Genomic DNA, 16,325 nt, shown 5'->3' with positions numbered 1-16,325 from the left:
TGGGTATATTTTATCATTAATACTAGCTGAGATGAGGAGAAATAGAACATGGGCAAAACAATGAAGGTAGCCATTATGAATACTGTAGGGAGACTGGATTTTGAGCAAAAGCCGATTCCTCAAGTGAAAGATGATGACGTGTTGATCAAATTGGATTATGTCGGAATCTGCGGTTCAGATATGCATTTATTTGAAAACGGTTTTATTGGAGAAAAGCATGTCACCGATCCGATTGTGCTTGGTCATGAGCCGGGCGGAGTCGTAGAGGCCGTCGGGAAAAATGTAACTGAACTAAAGCCCGGAGACCGTGTTGCTGTAGAGCCTGGCATCCCTTGCTATAGATGCGATTATTGTAAATCGGGAAAATACAATCTTTGTCCAAAGGTCTATTTCTATGCCTCGCTTCCCGTGCTGGAAGGCTGCTTCGCCGAATACATCGCCCACCCTGCCGACCTATGCTTCAAGCTTCCGGATAACGTAAGCACAATGGAAGGAGCAATGATGGAGCCACTGGCTGTCGGCATGCATGCCGCGCTGCAATCCGGCGCAGAGGTGGGAGCATCTGCCGTCATATTAGGCGCTGGTGCGATCGGACTGTTAACGATGCTTTCTCTAAAGAGCATGGGTGTGCATGATATTACGGTCGTTGATCTTGTGCAGAACCGTCTGGACAAAGCCAAGCAATTGGGCTGCGCGCATACCGTCAATGCCAGCGAAGTCAATGCGATTGACACCGTCATGGCGCTTACGAACGGCGAAGGCGCAGATTATGTATTTGAAACAGCCGGCTCCGAAGCAACGATATTGCAATCGGCTAAGCTGACGAAGCGCGGCGGAACAATCGTTCTTGTAGGCTACACCAGCAGCGGCAAAGCGCAAATGCATGTCAACCATATCGTGGACAATGAGATGACCATAAAAACGGTATTCCGCTATCGCAACATCTATCCGAAAGCGATTGAGGCTGTGTCCAAAGGCATTATCCCGCTTAAAGATATTGTTTCCGATATTTTCGAATTTGACCGCATTCAAGAGGGTATGGAGAGAGCGATTCAGCACAAAGACAAGGTTACAAAATGCGTCATCCGCATTCGCTAACCGCATCCCCTCTAGCTGCTGCGTCGATTAAAGGAGGTCTTAACTTGGAGAATAACGCAGGCGCCATCGTTGCCGGCGCAGACTTTGGCAGCGATTCAGTAAGAGTCATTATAGTAGAAGGAGCCTCGGGCCGAACCGTCTCGGAAGCATCCTGCGCCTATCCGCGCTGGGCCAAGCGAATGTATTGCAACGACGGCATCAGCCAATTCCGGCAGCATCCCCTGGATTATATCGAAGCTTTTACTACTGCTTTCCGATCCGCGCTGCAGGGTGCTGGCGAGCGTGCCGGGGAGCGTCTGCTTAGCATCGGCGTTGATACGACCGGCTCAACGCCATGTCCTATCGATGAAGCCGGCGTTCCGCTGGCCTTAAAGCCTGAATTCGCAGATAACCCGAATGCGATGTTTCATCTATGGAAAGACCATACCGCCGTTGCGGAAGCTGAAGAAATTAATATGATCTTCTCGACAGCTGATTCTGTGGACTACACGCAATATCAGGGCATCTATTCTTCGGAATGGTTTTGGGCCAAAATATTGCACACGATCAGAATAGATGAACCAGTAAAGCAAGCTGCCTTCACATGGATCGAGCATTGCGATTGGTTCGCCAGCTTGCTCACCGGACAGACGGATCCGCTGGCCATGTACCGCTCCTCTTGCGCGGCAGGCCACAAAGCGCTTTGGCATAGCGCCTTTGGCGGCTTGCCTTCAGAAGAATGCCTTCAGCAGTTGGACCCTTATCTCGCATTGGTCAGGGACCGGTACGGCGCGGGACCGCAGCATGCCGATACCGCAATTGGCATCATCTCCAAGGAATGGGCGGCAAGGTTAGGCATCAATGAACAAGTCATCATTTCCGGCAGTTCCTTTGACGCCCATGCCGGAGCTGTAGGAGCAGGCATCCAGCCGCGCACATTAGTGAAGGTGGCAGGCACCTCCACCGTCGATATGATGATCGAGCAGCCGGAGCGCTTGTCGGGCAAAGAAATGAAACATGTCTGCGGATTGGCTGAACACTCCATTATTCCCGGATATGTAGGGATTGAAGCCGGACAAGCCGCTTTTGGTGATATTTTTGCATGGTACAAGTCCCTCTTGATGTGGCCGGTCGAGCAAATGATTCAGCAAACGGACGTCTTATCCAAAGATCAAAAAAAGCTGTTGCAGGAGCAGTGCTCCGACCAGTTGCTGTCTAGCCTTGAAGCGGCGGCAAGGGAAATCCCGCTACAGGCAGCTAATCACCCCGTTGCTCTGGATTGGTTCAACGGCAGGCGTTATCCCCTATTAAATGAAGCTGTGAAAGGAACGATTGCAGGGCTTCATTTGGGAAGCACGGCGCCTGCTATTTATCAATCACTGTTGATGTCGGCTATTTTTGGCGCGAAGCGTATATTTGACAGCTTCATCGAACACGGACTGCATATTGACCGCATTATCGTCATTGGAGGCATCGCCAAAAAATCCCCGTACATTATGCAAATGATGAGCGACGTATTGGGCCGGCCGATTATGATCAGCAAGCAGGATCAAGTGTGCGCGAAAGGAGCGGCCATCTATGCCGCTGTTGCAGCCGGCTTATTCTCAACCATCGAGGAAGCGCAGCAGACTTATTGTGAACCTTACGAAGCCGACTATGCTCCAGATCCAGAGAAGCATCAAGCTTACGCCAAGAGATACAAGCAGTATCTGCAACTGGCTCAATCTGTCGAGGAATTTCATCGCATATAAATTACATTCATTAAAGGACGTGCCTATCTGATGACTACTATCGAACAGCTGTCTATTCAATCGCTGCGCAGCTTATCTATTGATATGATCGAACAAGCGAATTCTGGGCATCCTGGCATGCCGCTCGGCTGCGCCCCGATGGCTTATACGCTGTGGACCCAATATATGAACCATAATCCCAAAAATCCGGACTGGTTCAATAGAGACCGCTTTGTCCTGTCGGCCGGTCACGGCTCGAGCCTGCTGTACAGCTTGCTCCATCTATCCGGTTATGCATTATCGATTGAAGATTTGAAGCAATTCCGCCAGTGGCAAAGCAAGACGCCGGGGCATCCGGAATACAAGCATACACCGGGAGTCGATGCGACTACCGGTCCGCTTGGCCAAGGGATAGCTTCCGCGGTAGGCCTCGCTATTGCGGAGCAGCATCTGGCCGCTGTATACAATCAGCCCGAAATGCCTGTTATTGACCACTTTACGTATGCGATTTGTGGTGATGGGGATTTAATGGAGGGTATTTCTTATGAAGCCGCATCGCTCGCAGGACATTTGAAGCTGGGCAAGTTAATTGTGTTGTACGATTCGAATGACATTTCACTCGATGGCGAGCTGCATATGTCGTTCTCCGAAAATGTGGAGCAACGATTTGTTGCCCAAGGCTGGCAGTATATCCGGGTAGATGATGGGAATAACGGGGAACAAATCTCCCAGGCGCTGAAGCTTGCGAGGACCGATCTCACAAAACCGTCTCTCATAGAAATCAAAACGACAATCGGCTTCGGCTCGCCGAATAAAGCAGGCAAATCCGCATCCCACGGCTCTCCTCTAGGCTCCGATGAAGCCAAATTAACGAAACAGGCGTTGCAGTGGACGCATGAGACTCCTTTTTTTGTGCCTGAGGAAGTCTACACGCATTTCCAAGCAGAAGTGTTTCAAAAAGGAGTCCAGCAAGATAAAGCCTGGCAGGAGCTGTGGGGAAAATACGCTCTAGCTTATCCAGATCTGGCCAAGCAGCTACTGGCGGCCATAGAGAATCATTTCACACTGGACTGGGATAAAGTCCTTCCGGAATATACAGCTGGAAGCTCTGCTGCAAGCCGCGCTGTGTCGGAAGAAATCATCAACGTGCTGGCGAAGGAAATGCCAGGCATGATAGGCGGATCGGCTGACCTAGCAAGCTCCAATAAAACGATGATCAAACATACGAAGCCATTTCTACCCGACTCCTATAACGGGCAAAATATTTGGTTCGGCGTTCGAGAGTTTGCTATGGGCGCGATACTCAACGGCCTGGCGTTGCATGGCGGATTAAAGCCTTATGCCGGCACATTCTTCGTATTCTCCGACTACTTGCGCCCGGCAATCCGTCTAGCAGCACTCATGGGACTGCCTGTTACTTACGTCTTTACTCACGATAGTATTGCAGTAGGTGAGGACGGCCCAACGCATGAGCCAATCGAGCAACTGGCCTCCTTGAGAGCCATGCCTAATTTGTCCATCATCCGTCCAGCCGATGCCAATGAAACAATAGCGGCATGGAGATTAGCGGTAGAATCCCAAGACGTCCCTACCGCACTCGTGCTTAGCCGGCAAAATCTGCCTACTATGAAAGATACCCAGCAGCTCGCTTATGAAGGAGTCTCCAAAGGAGCTTACATCATCTCCAAGGGCAACACTGACAATCCGCAAGCGTTATTGCTGGCAACCGGCTCTGAGGTTCACCTGGCGGTACAAGTCCAACAAGCGCTGGCCGAGGAACAAATCGATACAGCCGTTGTCAGCATGCCGTCTTGGGACCGCTTCGAAAAGCAGAGTTCGGCATATAAACAATCTGTATTAGCCCCGTCTCTCAAAAAACGGATTGCTATCGAGATGGCTTCCTCACTAGGCTGGGAACGTTATGTCGGCGATGAAGGCGAGATTATTGCAATTGACAAATTCGGCGCTTCTGCGCCGGGAGATATGATCATCGAACAGTATGGCTTTAGCGTTAGCCAGATTGCAGGGCTTGTGAAGAAGCTGCTCGATGTCCAATAAACCGGGCAATCGTTATAGAACGCAGCAAAAAAGTTGCAGACATGATGTCTGCAACTTTTTTATGTGTATCATTACTCTTGCACAATACCATCCGCTCCAAACGTCTCCGCCGCAGCCTTTTTAACCGATTCAAACATGTCCTCCGGAGTGATTTCATTGGCAAGCAAAGCTTGCAATTTAGGGATAATGACCTCTGTTTCCACTTTGATCGCTTTTGCGCCCAGTTCAATTGGAATATCCGGTCGGGCCGGTGCAGCCTGCTTGAGCAAATTCTCTAGCGCGGCAAAGTTATCCGCATTTTGTATGGATTCCATGCTTTCTGCCGCTTTGCGGCCGCTGTCTGTAATATCAACCAGGAACGACTCATGATTCACAGTAGCTGCAATTTCCCCGCTCGCCAAGAAATATGCCGCTTTCACCACATTTGCTTTATGCTCATCCGTTGGTTCTTTTTTGCCGCGGAATGTTACGTAACCATCAACAGCCGTATGAGATACCGCTTTATGGCCTCCGAAGGAGGGCAACGGCAGAACGACATAATCTACCTTAATGCTATCCTGTACCGCGCTGCCGTCATTCGCATCGATTTTTTTGTTATTGATATTCGCTGAATTCTCGAATGAAGTCATGCCTTTGCCTGTAATCATGGTTTGTCCTGTGAGGAACATATTCCAGCGTTTCCCGGCATCAATCGAGCTCAGCTCCTTCGGCATGGAACCGTCGTCAATCATTTCACGAATCGCTTTCAATACGTCAAGGAAATTCGAGCTCGTATAAGCGTACTTATGATCCTCCGTAAACGGTGAAGGCAAGCCCGCGTTTTTGACCAGTATGGTTAAATAGTCTTTCGATGTGACGCCGGCAGTGGCAAAAACAAAGCCGTTACGGGTTGTTTTGCCGTTTTCCTGTACCACGCCTTTTTTGATTGCCTCTCGGAATTGTTCATAAGTCCAGCCTTCTTGCTGCACCTTCTTCCAATCGATCCCGGCAGCCTCCATAACCTGTTTGTTTCCGCCGATGGATTGAACGGACATATACGCCGGAAAACCATATAAGCCATCCCCATTTTTCATATATTCCAAAGGCACCTCGTCGAAGTCCTCCACCATCTCTGGAGTTACAATATCCTTAATGTCCATGAGCATGCCCATTTGCGCATATTTGGCGACAACATCCGCTCCGATGAAGGCAAGATCGGGAGGGCTTCCCGCATTAACTTGCGTATCGAGCTTCTGGGCCATATCTTCCCAGCTTGCCGGTTCGATTTTCAAGGTCAAATGAGGATACAATTCATTGAACTTTTTTTCCATGGCGTCGAAATTACTTTGAAAGTTGGCAGAGACAGGCGGAAGCAAAGCCGTGATGGTGTCTTTAGCAGGTGCATCCGTTCCCGTGTTGCTGGTGACGGCAGGCTTAGTTGCGCTTGGTGTTCCTACGGGAGCCTTCGTTCCACAAGCAGCTAATATCATTCCCATAGATAGCGTTACTGCCAACACGGTTGAAGCAACTTTTCTCTTCATGTTCAAGTTCCTCCCTGTGATATGTTCCTCATCGTACAAATAAAGCGCTTTCATTTAACATCATCTTAAACCGATTGGCAAAAGTTAGTCAATAGTTTTTGAAATATTATTACTTAGTGAAAAATATATTTGAAATTTAAAAACATGAATTCATTGTCTGCTATATAGCGGCATGTTAAGATGGATTACAGGAATGTGCTTACACACACCAAAAAAGAAAGCGGTTCCAAATGATTTGGCAATAACATTTACGAAGACTTGATGCTCTATATCACCCAACCATTCTTTTTTCTGGAGGAGATTACGTATGTCAAAGATTCTTAATGTGATCGTCATTGCAGCGCATCCCGACGAGCCGGAGGAATATGCAGGCGGCACTGCTGCCCTTTATGCCGAGCTTGGTCATCGCGTAAAGTTCCTTACTCTAACTAACGGAGATATTGGGCATTACGACTACAAAGGCCCTGAGCTTGTCAAACGCAGAGGCGAGGAAGCGCTAGTAGCTGCTGAACGTCTGGGCGTTCAAGAATATACCATCTGGAATATATCCGATGGCTGGTTAGTGCCGAGTCCCGAAAACCGCGATAAAGTGATTGAACAGATTCGCGAATGGGACGCAGATGTCGTTATTACGTTCCACGGCCATGGCGGCGGACATTTCGATAATCGCAACGCAGGCCGAATCGTCCGTCAAGCTGCCGAGTATGTAGCGAGCGGCGCTGCTGCGTTCAACAAACAACCGCTATTCCTGCTGATGCCAGACTTCTCCGCGCGATCTATTTATAAAGCTGATCTTGCCATTGATATTTCCTCCGTTCTGGAGAAAAAGCTGCTTGGCTGCGATGCTCACGCCTCCCAGTTCTATGAGCTGGCGCCCTGGCAAAAACGAATCGATCATCTCGTGCCAGAGAGCCTGGAGGACAAAAAAGCCTTTATTCTGAAGTATTGGGCTGATTTCTTCCATGTGTCGGAGGAGATGCTTCCTGCGCTTGAACGCTGGTACGGGAAAGACAAGGCTGCTGCGATTCAATATGCCGAGCCTTACGAGATTGCCGACTACAACTTGCGCGAGTGGAGCGACGAGGACATTAGAGCTTTGGTTCCGATGCTGCAAGCTTAGAGCAATAGATCCTCTTACCTTGAAAAACGGCAAATCATGATTTCAAGTCATCGCTTGAAATCTGGTTTGCCGTTTTAGTGTGCTTATTTCGACACATATATTCTATATGGATATCTGCTATACTCATTGTTGACAGAATGTTCCCTTAATTCTATAATACACTAAACATATTACAATAGTAGGAAATATATCAACAATTAACTCCATACCTTTTAATTATCCAGAAAAAGGAGAACTCATCCATCATGGCAAATGTTAAAACATTCAAAGCAACTGCGCAACTGCAAGACGGCGTCAAAGTCCTCACCAAAGCAAGACAATTCGAATTGCTCATTGACGAACCACAAAGCCTTGGCGGGACTGATACTGGCATGAATCCCGTTGAAGCTTTGCTTGCCTCCTTGGGCGCATGCCAATCCATCGTGGCACGTGTCTATGCTCCCAAATTCGAGGTGCAGCTTGAGGATTTCCGTGTAGATGTGGAAGGCGAACTCGATCTTGATGGTTTCTTTAACCGTTCTGAAGTCCGTCCCGGCTACTCCGACATCCGATACACCTTCTACATCAAGACAAATTCTCCTCAAGAGAAGGTCGAAGCATTTGTACAATTTCTGGAGAGCAAATGCCCGGTAGGCGATACCATCGCGCACCCGGTCAATCTTAAGCTGAATCGTATCGTTATTGAAAATTAAGACTTACTATAAAAGCCATACCCGCTAACCGGGAATGGCTTTTGTCTTTTATCGTACCTCTTTAGCATCTCACATGTTTGCGCTTGAAGCCGATTTCTTCTTTGTCGATGGCCTTCTGAATACGGTCGGAAGCGTTCAGGAAGTCTTTTTTCTTGCCCTTTTGAACCTCTACCGGTCCAACCTCGCTCGCAATCTCGACCGCTTTCTCATGGAGCGGCACAAAGGATACCCCTACGGTGTAGATGAAATTATTCATCGAGTATTTCGCACGCTCAGGAGCATCGTGGATCGTATCTTTGGCGAGCTCCAGCATACCGGCCAGCTTCTCAGCGGAAAACTCATGATCCTTGCGGTTCCCTAGCAGCCAACAATAGCAGCTCCAGCCTGCAGACCTCTTCAATTCATTATCGCTCGCTATCCACTTATCCGCCACTTGCTGCGCGATATCCGCTTCAGCGAGGGTGACCGAAACGATATAGTCGGAGATCATATAAAAGTAAGCACCCTCGATCCAACGGTCAAAATCCGCTTCCGTCATCACTTTCGGTTCTGCAATAACCCCTGCGAAATACATCGCGTCATAGTTGCCGGTAGCGTAAAGCTGCTCGGCCAAAGGCTGGTTTAATCCCGTTTTTTTCTTGATCGGCTTCATTTGACCGGTTGCTACGCCAAATAACGGCTCATGCGCGCCATTGGACATATACATTTTTTGAGCCGTTCTTTGCCCAAAACCTCCAGCTCCTGCATAACCATATCCCGATTCATAGATGAGCACTCCCTTTCCTTCAGGCGGAAACCGCAGCTCATGCGCCGACACCTTTACTCATAATCCTATATTACCGCCAACGTAAAATCAAAACGGCGAAAATACCTGCTGCGACTTTTCATATTCCATACACAAGTATTACGGAATAAAAGATGCGATTACACTATGAAGGTGAAAAACATTAGCTGCAATCAAGCTCATCCCAAATGGCATATTCCCCATAGCCCAGAAACTCGCGCGCTTCCAGAACTTCCCGTCCTCGGATGATGATTTCAATGCCGTCTTCGAATTCCCACTCCATCCCGGCCAAAATACTCGCTCCGAATACGGTATCATTCCGATCATAAGGATTTCTGTACAAATAAACGTCGCTAACGGAAAGAAAACGCAAAATATTCTGGCCTCGGGCATCCGGCAGCCCGTCCGCGCACCCCATATCCGGATAATCGGCCAATATGCCGTCTTTCCATGCGCATAATTTTTGGCATAATTCGTGAATCGTATCGTCCGGGAGGCCGTTCAAGTCATGTTCAATATACGACTCCGCTTCCTCTAAGCTCATATCTTCATTGCGAAAATGGTACTCCGCCCGTTCACGGGTTAAAACAAACGCTCCAAATCCCGAGGTTGCCTCTCCGTTTGAGGCGTACACATCTTCCTCTATTCCAACGTGCTCCAGATGAAAGGTTCTGCTGATGGAAATCCCCTCCGAACAAGTATTGAATCTGCTGATTTCGTTTGAACATGGTTACAATGAGCCGAATGAAAACCATCCAATGCGATTTTTCACATCCAATGGACCGTTTATGCTTGAACTGACGCGGATGTATATGAAAAATCACACCTATTTTGATTTCGAGAAAATTATATACCATTTTTTTGTCTTAGCAAGTCATATTCGAGATGCTTAAGCTCGGCGTCGTTTGTCATGAACAAATAATCGTAAGAAGAGATAAAAAATTCGTTAAAGACGCCTTAACGCAAAAAAGAAACCGTTCTTAAGTAAATATGGAGGTACCCCCCGCCATTTACGAAAAGAACGGTTTCTTTGTCCATTCAGTAGCAGCCGCTAACTTGGGCTTGTTATAGATTACATCTTCATCGGCATCTTACACGTCGGCAGCAACGCGAAAACCGCAATTTCCCGTAGAGCTGTCCGGCGTATTGGAGCTTCTGGCCGCAAGCCGGTAACGATTGCAATATGACCGGTGGCAGAGGTAGGAGCCGCCGCGCATTGACTTCCTGCCGGTCTCTTGCGAATATAACGGATTCAGATTCGTCGTCTGCCTGTGATAGCCGGGACTGAACCAATCCGCACACCATTCCCACACATTCCCGGAAAGATTGTACAGACCGTATCCGTTAGGCTCATAGGCATGCACCGGCGCTGTGCCGATATAACCGTCGGAGGCGTTATTTTTAACCGGAAACTTGCCCTGCCATATATTGCACATATGGCTCCCGTCCGGCTTAAGCAGGTCGCCCCATGGATAGGTTTTGCGTGCCAGACCGCCCCTGGCCGCATATTCCCACTCCGCCTCGGTAGGCAACCTTGTTCCCGACCACTTGCAATACGCATTCGCATCATTCCAGGAAATATGGACAACAGGGTGGGCCATCCGATCCTCGATCGAAGAGTCCTTGCCTTCAGGCTTTGCCCAGTACGCGCCTTCAACAACCAGCCACCATGGAACCTCTTGCGGGACACCCTTCACTTGCTCGCGAATGTGTTCGGACGCAAGCAAATGGAAAACATAGGACCAGCCGAAGCTCTCCGCTTCCGTAACATAACCCGTAGCTGCAACGAATGCTTGAAACTCGGCATTCGTTACGGCGTAAGGCGAGATGCGGAATGAATGAACGGTTACTTTACGCACCGGCCCCTCTCCGTCTGACCGGAAGCCCTCGGGTGAATCCGTCCCCATGTCGAAGACGCCGCCTTCGATGCGTACTAATCTATCTGCCGCTTTCAACTTATCGGAAGCCGACAGCTCTGAAATCGGCGCTGCTTGTCCCGCTTGATGCAAGTCCTCTGAACCTCTTGATGCCGCGCAGCAAGACTTCATATGCTCCACAATGCTTTCCCCTTTCGATTATTCTTTTAGATAGTTAGATTATATCATCTTATTTTCTTTTTGGTATTAACTTTTTCATTTTCGTGTATTCCCAGCGATCAACTTTCCTCGAAAGCGACTAAATTTCAAAACCAAATCCTATTATCCATCCAAAAAACAAAAACTTTATTCCATTTTGGAATTTAGTTGTTATAATAGAGGGTAGAGAGACATGGAGGTAGAACGGAATGACATTACAACAACTTAGAATGCTCTTCCCATTATTCTGGACTTTTTTCCGAATCGGTCCAGCCACATTCGGAGGCGGATATGCCATGATCTCCTTGATCGAGCACGAAACCGTCACGAAGCGCGGATGGCTTGACGAGCAAGAGCTTAGCGATCTGGTGTCGATAGCAGGCTCGGCTCCAGGCGGTGTCGGTGTTAACGCCGCCGCTTTTATCGGTTATCGGCTGGCCGGTATCGCAGGGGCGGTCATCTCCATTATTGGAATTACATTGCCTACTTTCCTCATCGTATTGGGGCTGAGCTATCTGTATGTCCATATGGACGGCAATCCAAAAGTCGTCGCAGCAATGCAGGGGATTCAAGCGGCCGTTATCGCCTTGATTGCCAGCGCCGCATATCGAATGGCGAAGACTTCCCTGTTCGACCTCTCCACCATTATGATTGCCATTGCGACCTTGCTTGTGCTGATCTTTACAGAAATTAATCCTATCTATGCCATTCTGGCAGGACTGCTTATCGGAATAATCAACATTACGGCCAAGATGTACTTGGGATTAAAGGTTACCACCGAGAAAGCAACACCACAAAAACAAGAGGACAGAGATTATCTCGAATATTATATATAGAGATGACGCAGTCCGCTTGCCTTGTACATTACATTTAGATTAGAGGAGATACTATGCTGCTGAAATTATTTCTGTTTTTCCTCAAAATTGGCTTCATCTCATTCGGCGGCGGTTATGCGGTCATTCCTATGATTCAACATCAAATGAGCTCGCAAGCCTGGCTAACGGACAGTGAATTCCAGGAAATCGTCACTCTTGCCAGTATGGCCCCAGGCTCTATCGCCACGAACAGCGCTACGTTGATCGGATTTCAAATTGCGGGAACCGCAGGAGCAATTGCTTCCACAACAGGAATCATTATGCCGTCTTTAATCATCATGGTCCTCATTGCGGCATTTTTCTATAAGTTTCATAACAATCAATGGGTGAAGGCCGCATTCTATGGACTACGGCCGATCATTGTCGCACTAATCGCATATGCGGCCATCCATTTGGGTCTCCAGACAGGGAAAGCCCCCGCTCCAAGCTGGGTGACAATGATGACTTTCGTCATTTGTGGCGCCTCCGTCTTCGCTTTGATTAAATACAAAGTACATCCTTTCACCGTTATTGTTGCCGCGGGAATTGCCGGTATCCTATTATTCTGATGGCTATATTTTAATCAAATCGGATATAAGTTATAATGATCTCAATTATAAGTACGTTGATACGGAAAATGGGGATCGAACGTGGAAAAACAACGGAAGAACGCATTCGTTTCACCTAAGAGTGCTATTTATAATGAAATAGCGGAGCAGGGAATTTTGTCGAAGGCGGAATTGCTTTCGGCTTTTAAGCTTACGAACAGCACACTGACGCGCTTACTCGACGAAATGGTGCAGGAAGGATTGCTCGTCACATCCGGACTTGGCCCATCAAGCGGAGGACGCCGGCCTATTCTCTATGAAATAAATAGTAATTACGGCTACTTCTTCGGCCTGGAATTGTCGAGGCGAACCTCTTCTCTCGGCTTCTTCGATATGAAGATGAATCCGAAATCGTTCACGCGCTGGCGCATGGACGAAGCGATGACGCCTGAGCAGCTTACCAAGCATGTCGCTCAGAATATTCGCTCCATCTTGAATGACCATCAGCTCGAACGGCGGCAAGTAGTCGGAATCGGAATTGGAGCCGTTGGTCCGTTGGAGCGCTCAGCAGGAACGATTCTTCGCCCACTGAATTTCCCGGCAAGCGGCTGGACGAATGTGCCTATCTGCGAGATGATTGCCGAGGCAACTGGCATTCCCGCGGCGCTTGAGAACGGCGCAAATGCAGCGCTGATCGGAGAGCAATGGGCCATGCGCGAGAACAACCTGCAGCATATGCTCTATGTCCATGCCGGCGTCGGGCTCCGGTCGGCCATGATGTCGAACGGACAGATCGTGCACGGCTCCATCGATATGGAAGGCACGATCGGCCAAATGATCATTCAGACAGACGGGCCGCGTCTGCAGGATTACGGCAATTACGGAGCGCTTGAAGCGTATGTGTCTGTGCAAGCTTTGGAGAAGCAGGCACGAGGCGATGCTAAGCTTGGTCTCAATAACTTGCCCCAACGCTATAAAATGGATCCCGGACGAATCAGTTTCGATACGCTATTGCAGGCCTTAGCGCAAAATGACGCCTACGTCACTCAGCTCTTCATGAAGTCCGCCACCTACTTTGGGATTGGACTAGCTAATTTGATCAACGTCTTTCATCCCGAAAAAATCATTCTTGGCGGCGCGCTTGTCAATGCTTACGAGCCGTTCTATCAATCAGCTATACAAATCGCGCTGAAACACAGCTATTACTACCCCGAGTATCTTCCTTCATTCTCCAAAGGGGTACTGAAGGAAGATACCGTTGCCACAGGAGCCGCGCTTGTCGTAAGAAAAAGCATGGAGCTGTAAGCCATTAAAGGGGAACGTCTGGTTAGACGCAAACCGGGACGAACGTCTCATCTGGCATCAGCACCCCGTTCCAGGCTTGTCCTATAATAGATTGGACATTCGCGTCACAAGTCCTGTCTCTCCCGCTATTTCTCAGCATCAAAAAGCGCCTTGCAGACGGATCTGCAAGGCACTCTGATCCGGGAGCATGTCCCGGATCAATCGAACAACACTACTTAATCAACCATAATGCCGGTACGATAGAAGGTTCCCAGCCCGTCATGGAAGTATGTGCTTGACGGCACACATACGTTACGCCTCCATAAGTCACTTCGTCCCCGATTCTATACGATACACCCGGAGCCCAAGGGGTAGTTGGCTGCGACGAACCGGAATCCGTCGTTACGGTTACCGCATTGCTTGCTGCGGACCGATTGCCTGCAGCGTCTACCGCTCTAACGGTGAACGTATAGGCTGTACTAGCCGTTAAGCCGGTGATCGTAGCTGAAGTACTCGTGACTGTGGCCGCTAACGAGCTTCCTCTGTATACTTCATAAGCTGTGACGCCTACGTTGTCGGTTGACGCATTCCAGCTAAGCGATACGCTTGTGCTGGTCTTGCCCGTGGATATTAGATTGCCAGGCACGGTCGGGGCTTGCGTATCACCGCCGCCGGTGCCGGTGCTGAATTGAATCGTTGTACTGGCTGTACTAGGCTGATAGCCTGAAAGGGTAGTATTGGCCGAAAGTTGATAAGTGCCCAGCGCTGTCTGCGCGTTGGAGGCTACCGTCCAGGCTGCTACACCCGAGCTGTTCGTTGTAGCCGAGCTGGTTACGGTTGTACCGTTGGGACGGGTCAACGTAAAGTTGACCGAAGCGCCTTGCAGCACATTGCCTTGCTGGTTCGTCACTCTTGCTGTGATATTGATATTGTCCCCGCGTTGGTATACGGCTTTGTCCGTCTGGACTGTTGTAGCGGTTACCTGGCCAGGCTGTGGCGTACCGCCTGCCGCCAATACGGCAGCATGCGCATCAACAATGCCATACCCATACTGATTGGCGCTTCCGGCAGGCTGTGCTGTATTCCTGAGAATCGTTCTGGCAGCAGCAGGAGTAAGATTCGGATTGACCGATTTCATTAGTCCTAATACGCCGGACACATGAGGAGTTGCCATCGAGGTGCCGGACATGCTTCTATATTGGCCGTTCGGGGAGGTGCTATAGATGTTCGACCCGGGAGCCATCACATCAATACCCGCTCCATAATTGGAGAAGCTTGATCGAGCCCTGCTCGAAGTAACGGAGCCAACTGCGATCGAGCCGCTGTAAGCCGCCGGATAAGAGATGCTGGAAACCCCATCATTGCCAGTAGCCGCTACAACGATTGAGCCCAGACTGACTGCCGTTTGAATCGCCTCATCCATCCCGCGTTCATAACCGCCGCCGCCCAGCGACATGTTGATCACATCTGCTCTATTATTAGCGGCGTGAAGAATGCCTTGTTGGATGCCATACATCGAACCATTGCCGCTGTCGTTAAGCACTTTGACTGGAATCAGGGTTGCGTTCTGCATGACGCCTGATACCGGTCCATAACTGGCGATTGTTCCCGCCACATGAGTGCCGTGTCCATGACGGTCGAGTGTGGTGTTGTCCACAAAGCTGCGGCCGAGGCTAGTGTTCACCAGATTACTCAAGCTCGGATGGTTGCTGTCAATGCCTGTGTCAAGCACAGCCATCCGCACCGAGCTTGATCCCGTCGTAATTCCCCAAGCTTGCGATACCTTGATCATGTCATAATGCCAGCGTTGGTTGTTGTGAATCGCTTGAACGGTAACATCTTGCACGGCTGCCGTTTCAAGCGCGTACATTTTGCGATTTTCCGAGATATACCGGACATGTAAACCGAGGTTCTCTAATGTGGCTTTCAATGCATGTTTTGCGGAGTCAATAGAAGCGTAATCGTTGACGGAATACTCGACCAGATAGACCAAGCCCATCTTTTCTATTGCCGTAGCCTTGACATCGCTATCGAGCGACTGTACCGAGAAGGTCCCGGCTTCCTGGCCGAACAGTGAATCCTTAATGGCAAAGCCGTCCTGCGCAAGCGAAGACGCATGCATTAAGGTATCATCCGTGCTTTGAATCGAATATGCATCGGACTGCTCCGCAATCGACACCACGAGCTGGCCTTCAATATAATCAGTCGTGTCCCCTTGTGCAGAGCTGCCAAACGATACCCCTGTAAATAGGGTGGCTACTAACATCATAGAGACTAACATGGAGCTTATAAACTTCTTCATCTTTAAACCCTCCTCATGGAATAAATACGATCCAGTTGTGCTGGTTTCTCGTTTACAACATGATGAATAGAGTTCGTAATCATAATATGAAAGCGTATTCAAAATAGGATGCGAATTGCCCAACCACCTTCTTTCCTCTCTATTTCTCTGCTTTAACGGCCTCCTTCCCTTCTTAATAGCATTAAATTATTTGGGATTTAGTCTAAATATTCCCAAACAAGTCTATTCTATCATCACTGCTTCGAAAATGTAAATTGCTATTTATTGGGTTGATTTACTTA

The 16,325-nt window shown here is 49.0% G+C and carries 12 protein-coding genes and 1 pseudogene; 8 read left to right on the top strand and 5 right to left on the bottom strand.

The genetic code is table 11. The features are described from left to right. Window positions 1–48: 48 nt before the first annotated feature. Genes AC0YNW_RS16860 through tkt form a run of 3 tightly spaced genes read left to right on the top strand, consistent with a single transcriptional unit; the run spans window position 49 to window position 4,865 of the window. Entirely contained in the window at window positions 49–1,098 is a 1,050-nt protein-coding gene (locus AC0YNW_RS16860) for an NAD(P)-dependent alcohol dehydrogenase (protein ID WP_475832912.1), read from the top strand. A gap of 44 nt (window positions 1,099–1,142) precedes the next feature. Then, window positions 1,143–2,828, top strand: a complete 1,686-nt coding sequence (locus AC0YNW_RS16855) for a ribulokinase (protein WP_475832911.1) — start codon at window positions 1,143–1,145, stop codon at window positions 2,826–2,828. A 30-nt stretch (window positions 2,829–2,858) separates the two neighbouring features. Continuing rightward, complete coding sequence (gene tkt, locus AC0YNW_RS16850; RefSeq protein WP_475832910.1) at window positions 2,859–4,865, top strand: transketolase; 2,007 nt, start codon at window positions 2,859–2,861, stop codon at window positions 4,863–4,865. 71 nt (window positions 4,866–4,936) lie between these two features. Here the strand turns inward: tkt and AC0YNW_RS16845 are convergent, their stop codons facing one another. Next, a complete protein-coding gene (locus AC0YNW_RS16845) occupies window positions 4,937–6,385 on the bottom strand; it encodes an ABC transporter substrate-binding protein (RefSeq protein WP_475832909.1) in 1,449 nt (482 codons plus the stop codon). A gap of 307 nt (window positions 6,386–6,692) precedes the next feature. Here AC0YNW_RS16845 and AC0YNW_RS16840 point away from each other — a divergent pair, with 307 nt between their 5' ends. Then, window positions 6,693–7,505, top strand: a complete 813-nt coding sequence (locus AC0YNW_RS16840; protein WP_387471087.1) for a PIG-L deacetylase family protein — start codon at window positions 6,693–6,695, stop codon at window positions 7,503–7,505. A 245-nt stretch (window positions 7,506–7,750) separates the two neighbouring features. Continuing rightward, window positions 7,751–8,197, top strand: a complete 447-nt coding sequence (locus AC0YNW_RS16835; RefSeq protein WP_387471085.1) for an OsmC family protein — start codon at window positions 7,751–7,753, stop codon at window positions 8,195–8,197. Between the two features lie 61 nt (window positions 8,198–8,258). Here the strand turns inward: AC0YNW_RS16835 and AC0YNW_RS16830 are convergent. From AC0YNW_RS16830 to AC0YNW_RS16820, 3 genes and pseudogenes are all read right to left on the bottom strand, one after another. Continuing rightward, a pseudogene (locus AC0YNW_RS16830) lies at window positions 8,259–8,962 on the bottom strand (DNA alkylation repair protein). A gap of 182 nt (window positions 8,963–9,144) precedes the next feature. Then, window positions 9,145–9,615, bottom strand: a complete 471-nt coding sequence (locus AC0YNW_RS16825; protein WP_475832908.1) for a DUF6985 domain-containing protein — start codon at window positions 9,613–9,615, stop codon at window positions 9,145–9,147. Window positions 9,616–10,072: 457 nt separating this feature from the next. Further along, window positions 10,073–10,963, bottom strand: a complete 891-nt coding sequence (locus AC0YNW_RS16820; RefSeq protein WP_475833164.1) for a formylglycine-generating enzyme family protein — start codon at window positions 10,961–10,963, stop codon at window positions 10,073–10,075. A gap of 302 nt (window positions 10,964–11,265) precedes the next feature. On the opposite strand from AC0YNW_RS16820, the gene AC0YNW_RS16815 reads away from it, so the two are divergent. The 3 genes from AC0YNW_RS16815 (at window position 11,266) to AC0YNW_RS16805 (ending at window position 13,763) form a co-directional block, all read left to right on the top strand. Beyond that, window positions 11,266–11,892: a chromate transporter gene (locus tag AC0YNW_RS16815; RefSeq protein ID WP_387471079.1), complete on the top strand. Its 627-nt coding sequence runs from the start codon at window positions 11,266–11,268 to the stop codon at window positions 11,890–11,892. Window positions 11,893–11,945: 53 nt separating this feature from the next. Next, complete coding sequence (locus tag AC0YNW_RS16810; RefSeq protein ID WP_387471077.1) at window positions 11,946–12,479, top strand: chromate transporter; 534 nt, start codon at window positions 11,946–11,948, stop codon at window positions 12,477–12,479. A gap of 81 nt (window positions 12,480–12,560) precedes the next feature. Further along, window positions 12,561–13,763: an ROK family transcriptional regulator gene (locus AC0YNW_RS16805; RefSeq protein ID WP_475832907.1), complete on the top strand. Its 1,203-nt coding sequence runs from the start codon at window positions 12,561–12,563 to the stop codon at window positions 13,761–13,763. Window positions 13,764–13,974: 211 nt separating this feature from the next. Here the strand turns inward: AC0YNW_RS16805 and AC0YNW_RS16800 are convergent, their stop codons facing one another. Further along, window positions 13,975–16,044: a S8 family serine peptidase gene (locus AC0YNW_RS16800; RefSeq protein ID WP_475832906.1), complete on the bottom strand. Its 2,070-nt coding sequence runs from the start codon at window positions 16,042–16,044 to the stop codon at window positions 13,975–13,977. Between the last annotated feature and the right edge of the window lie 281 nt (window positions 16,045–16,325).

The sequence above is a fragment of the Paenibacillus sp. J31R120 genome (assembly GCF_056269225.1).
The sequence above is the reverse complement of the archived record's forward strand: the minus strand, read 5'-3'. Positions and strand labels throughout refer to the sequence as shown.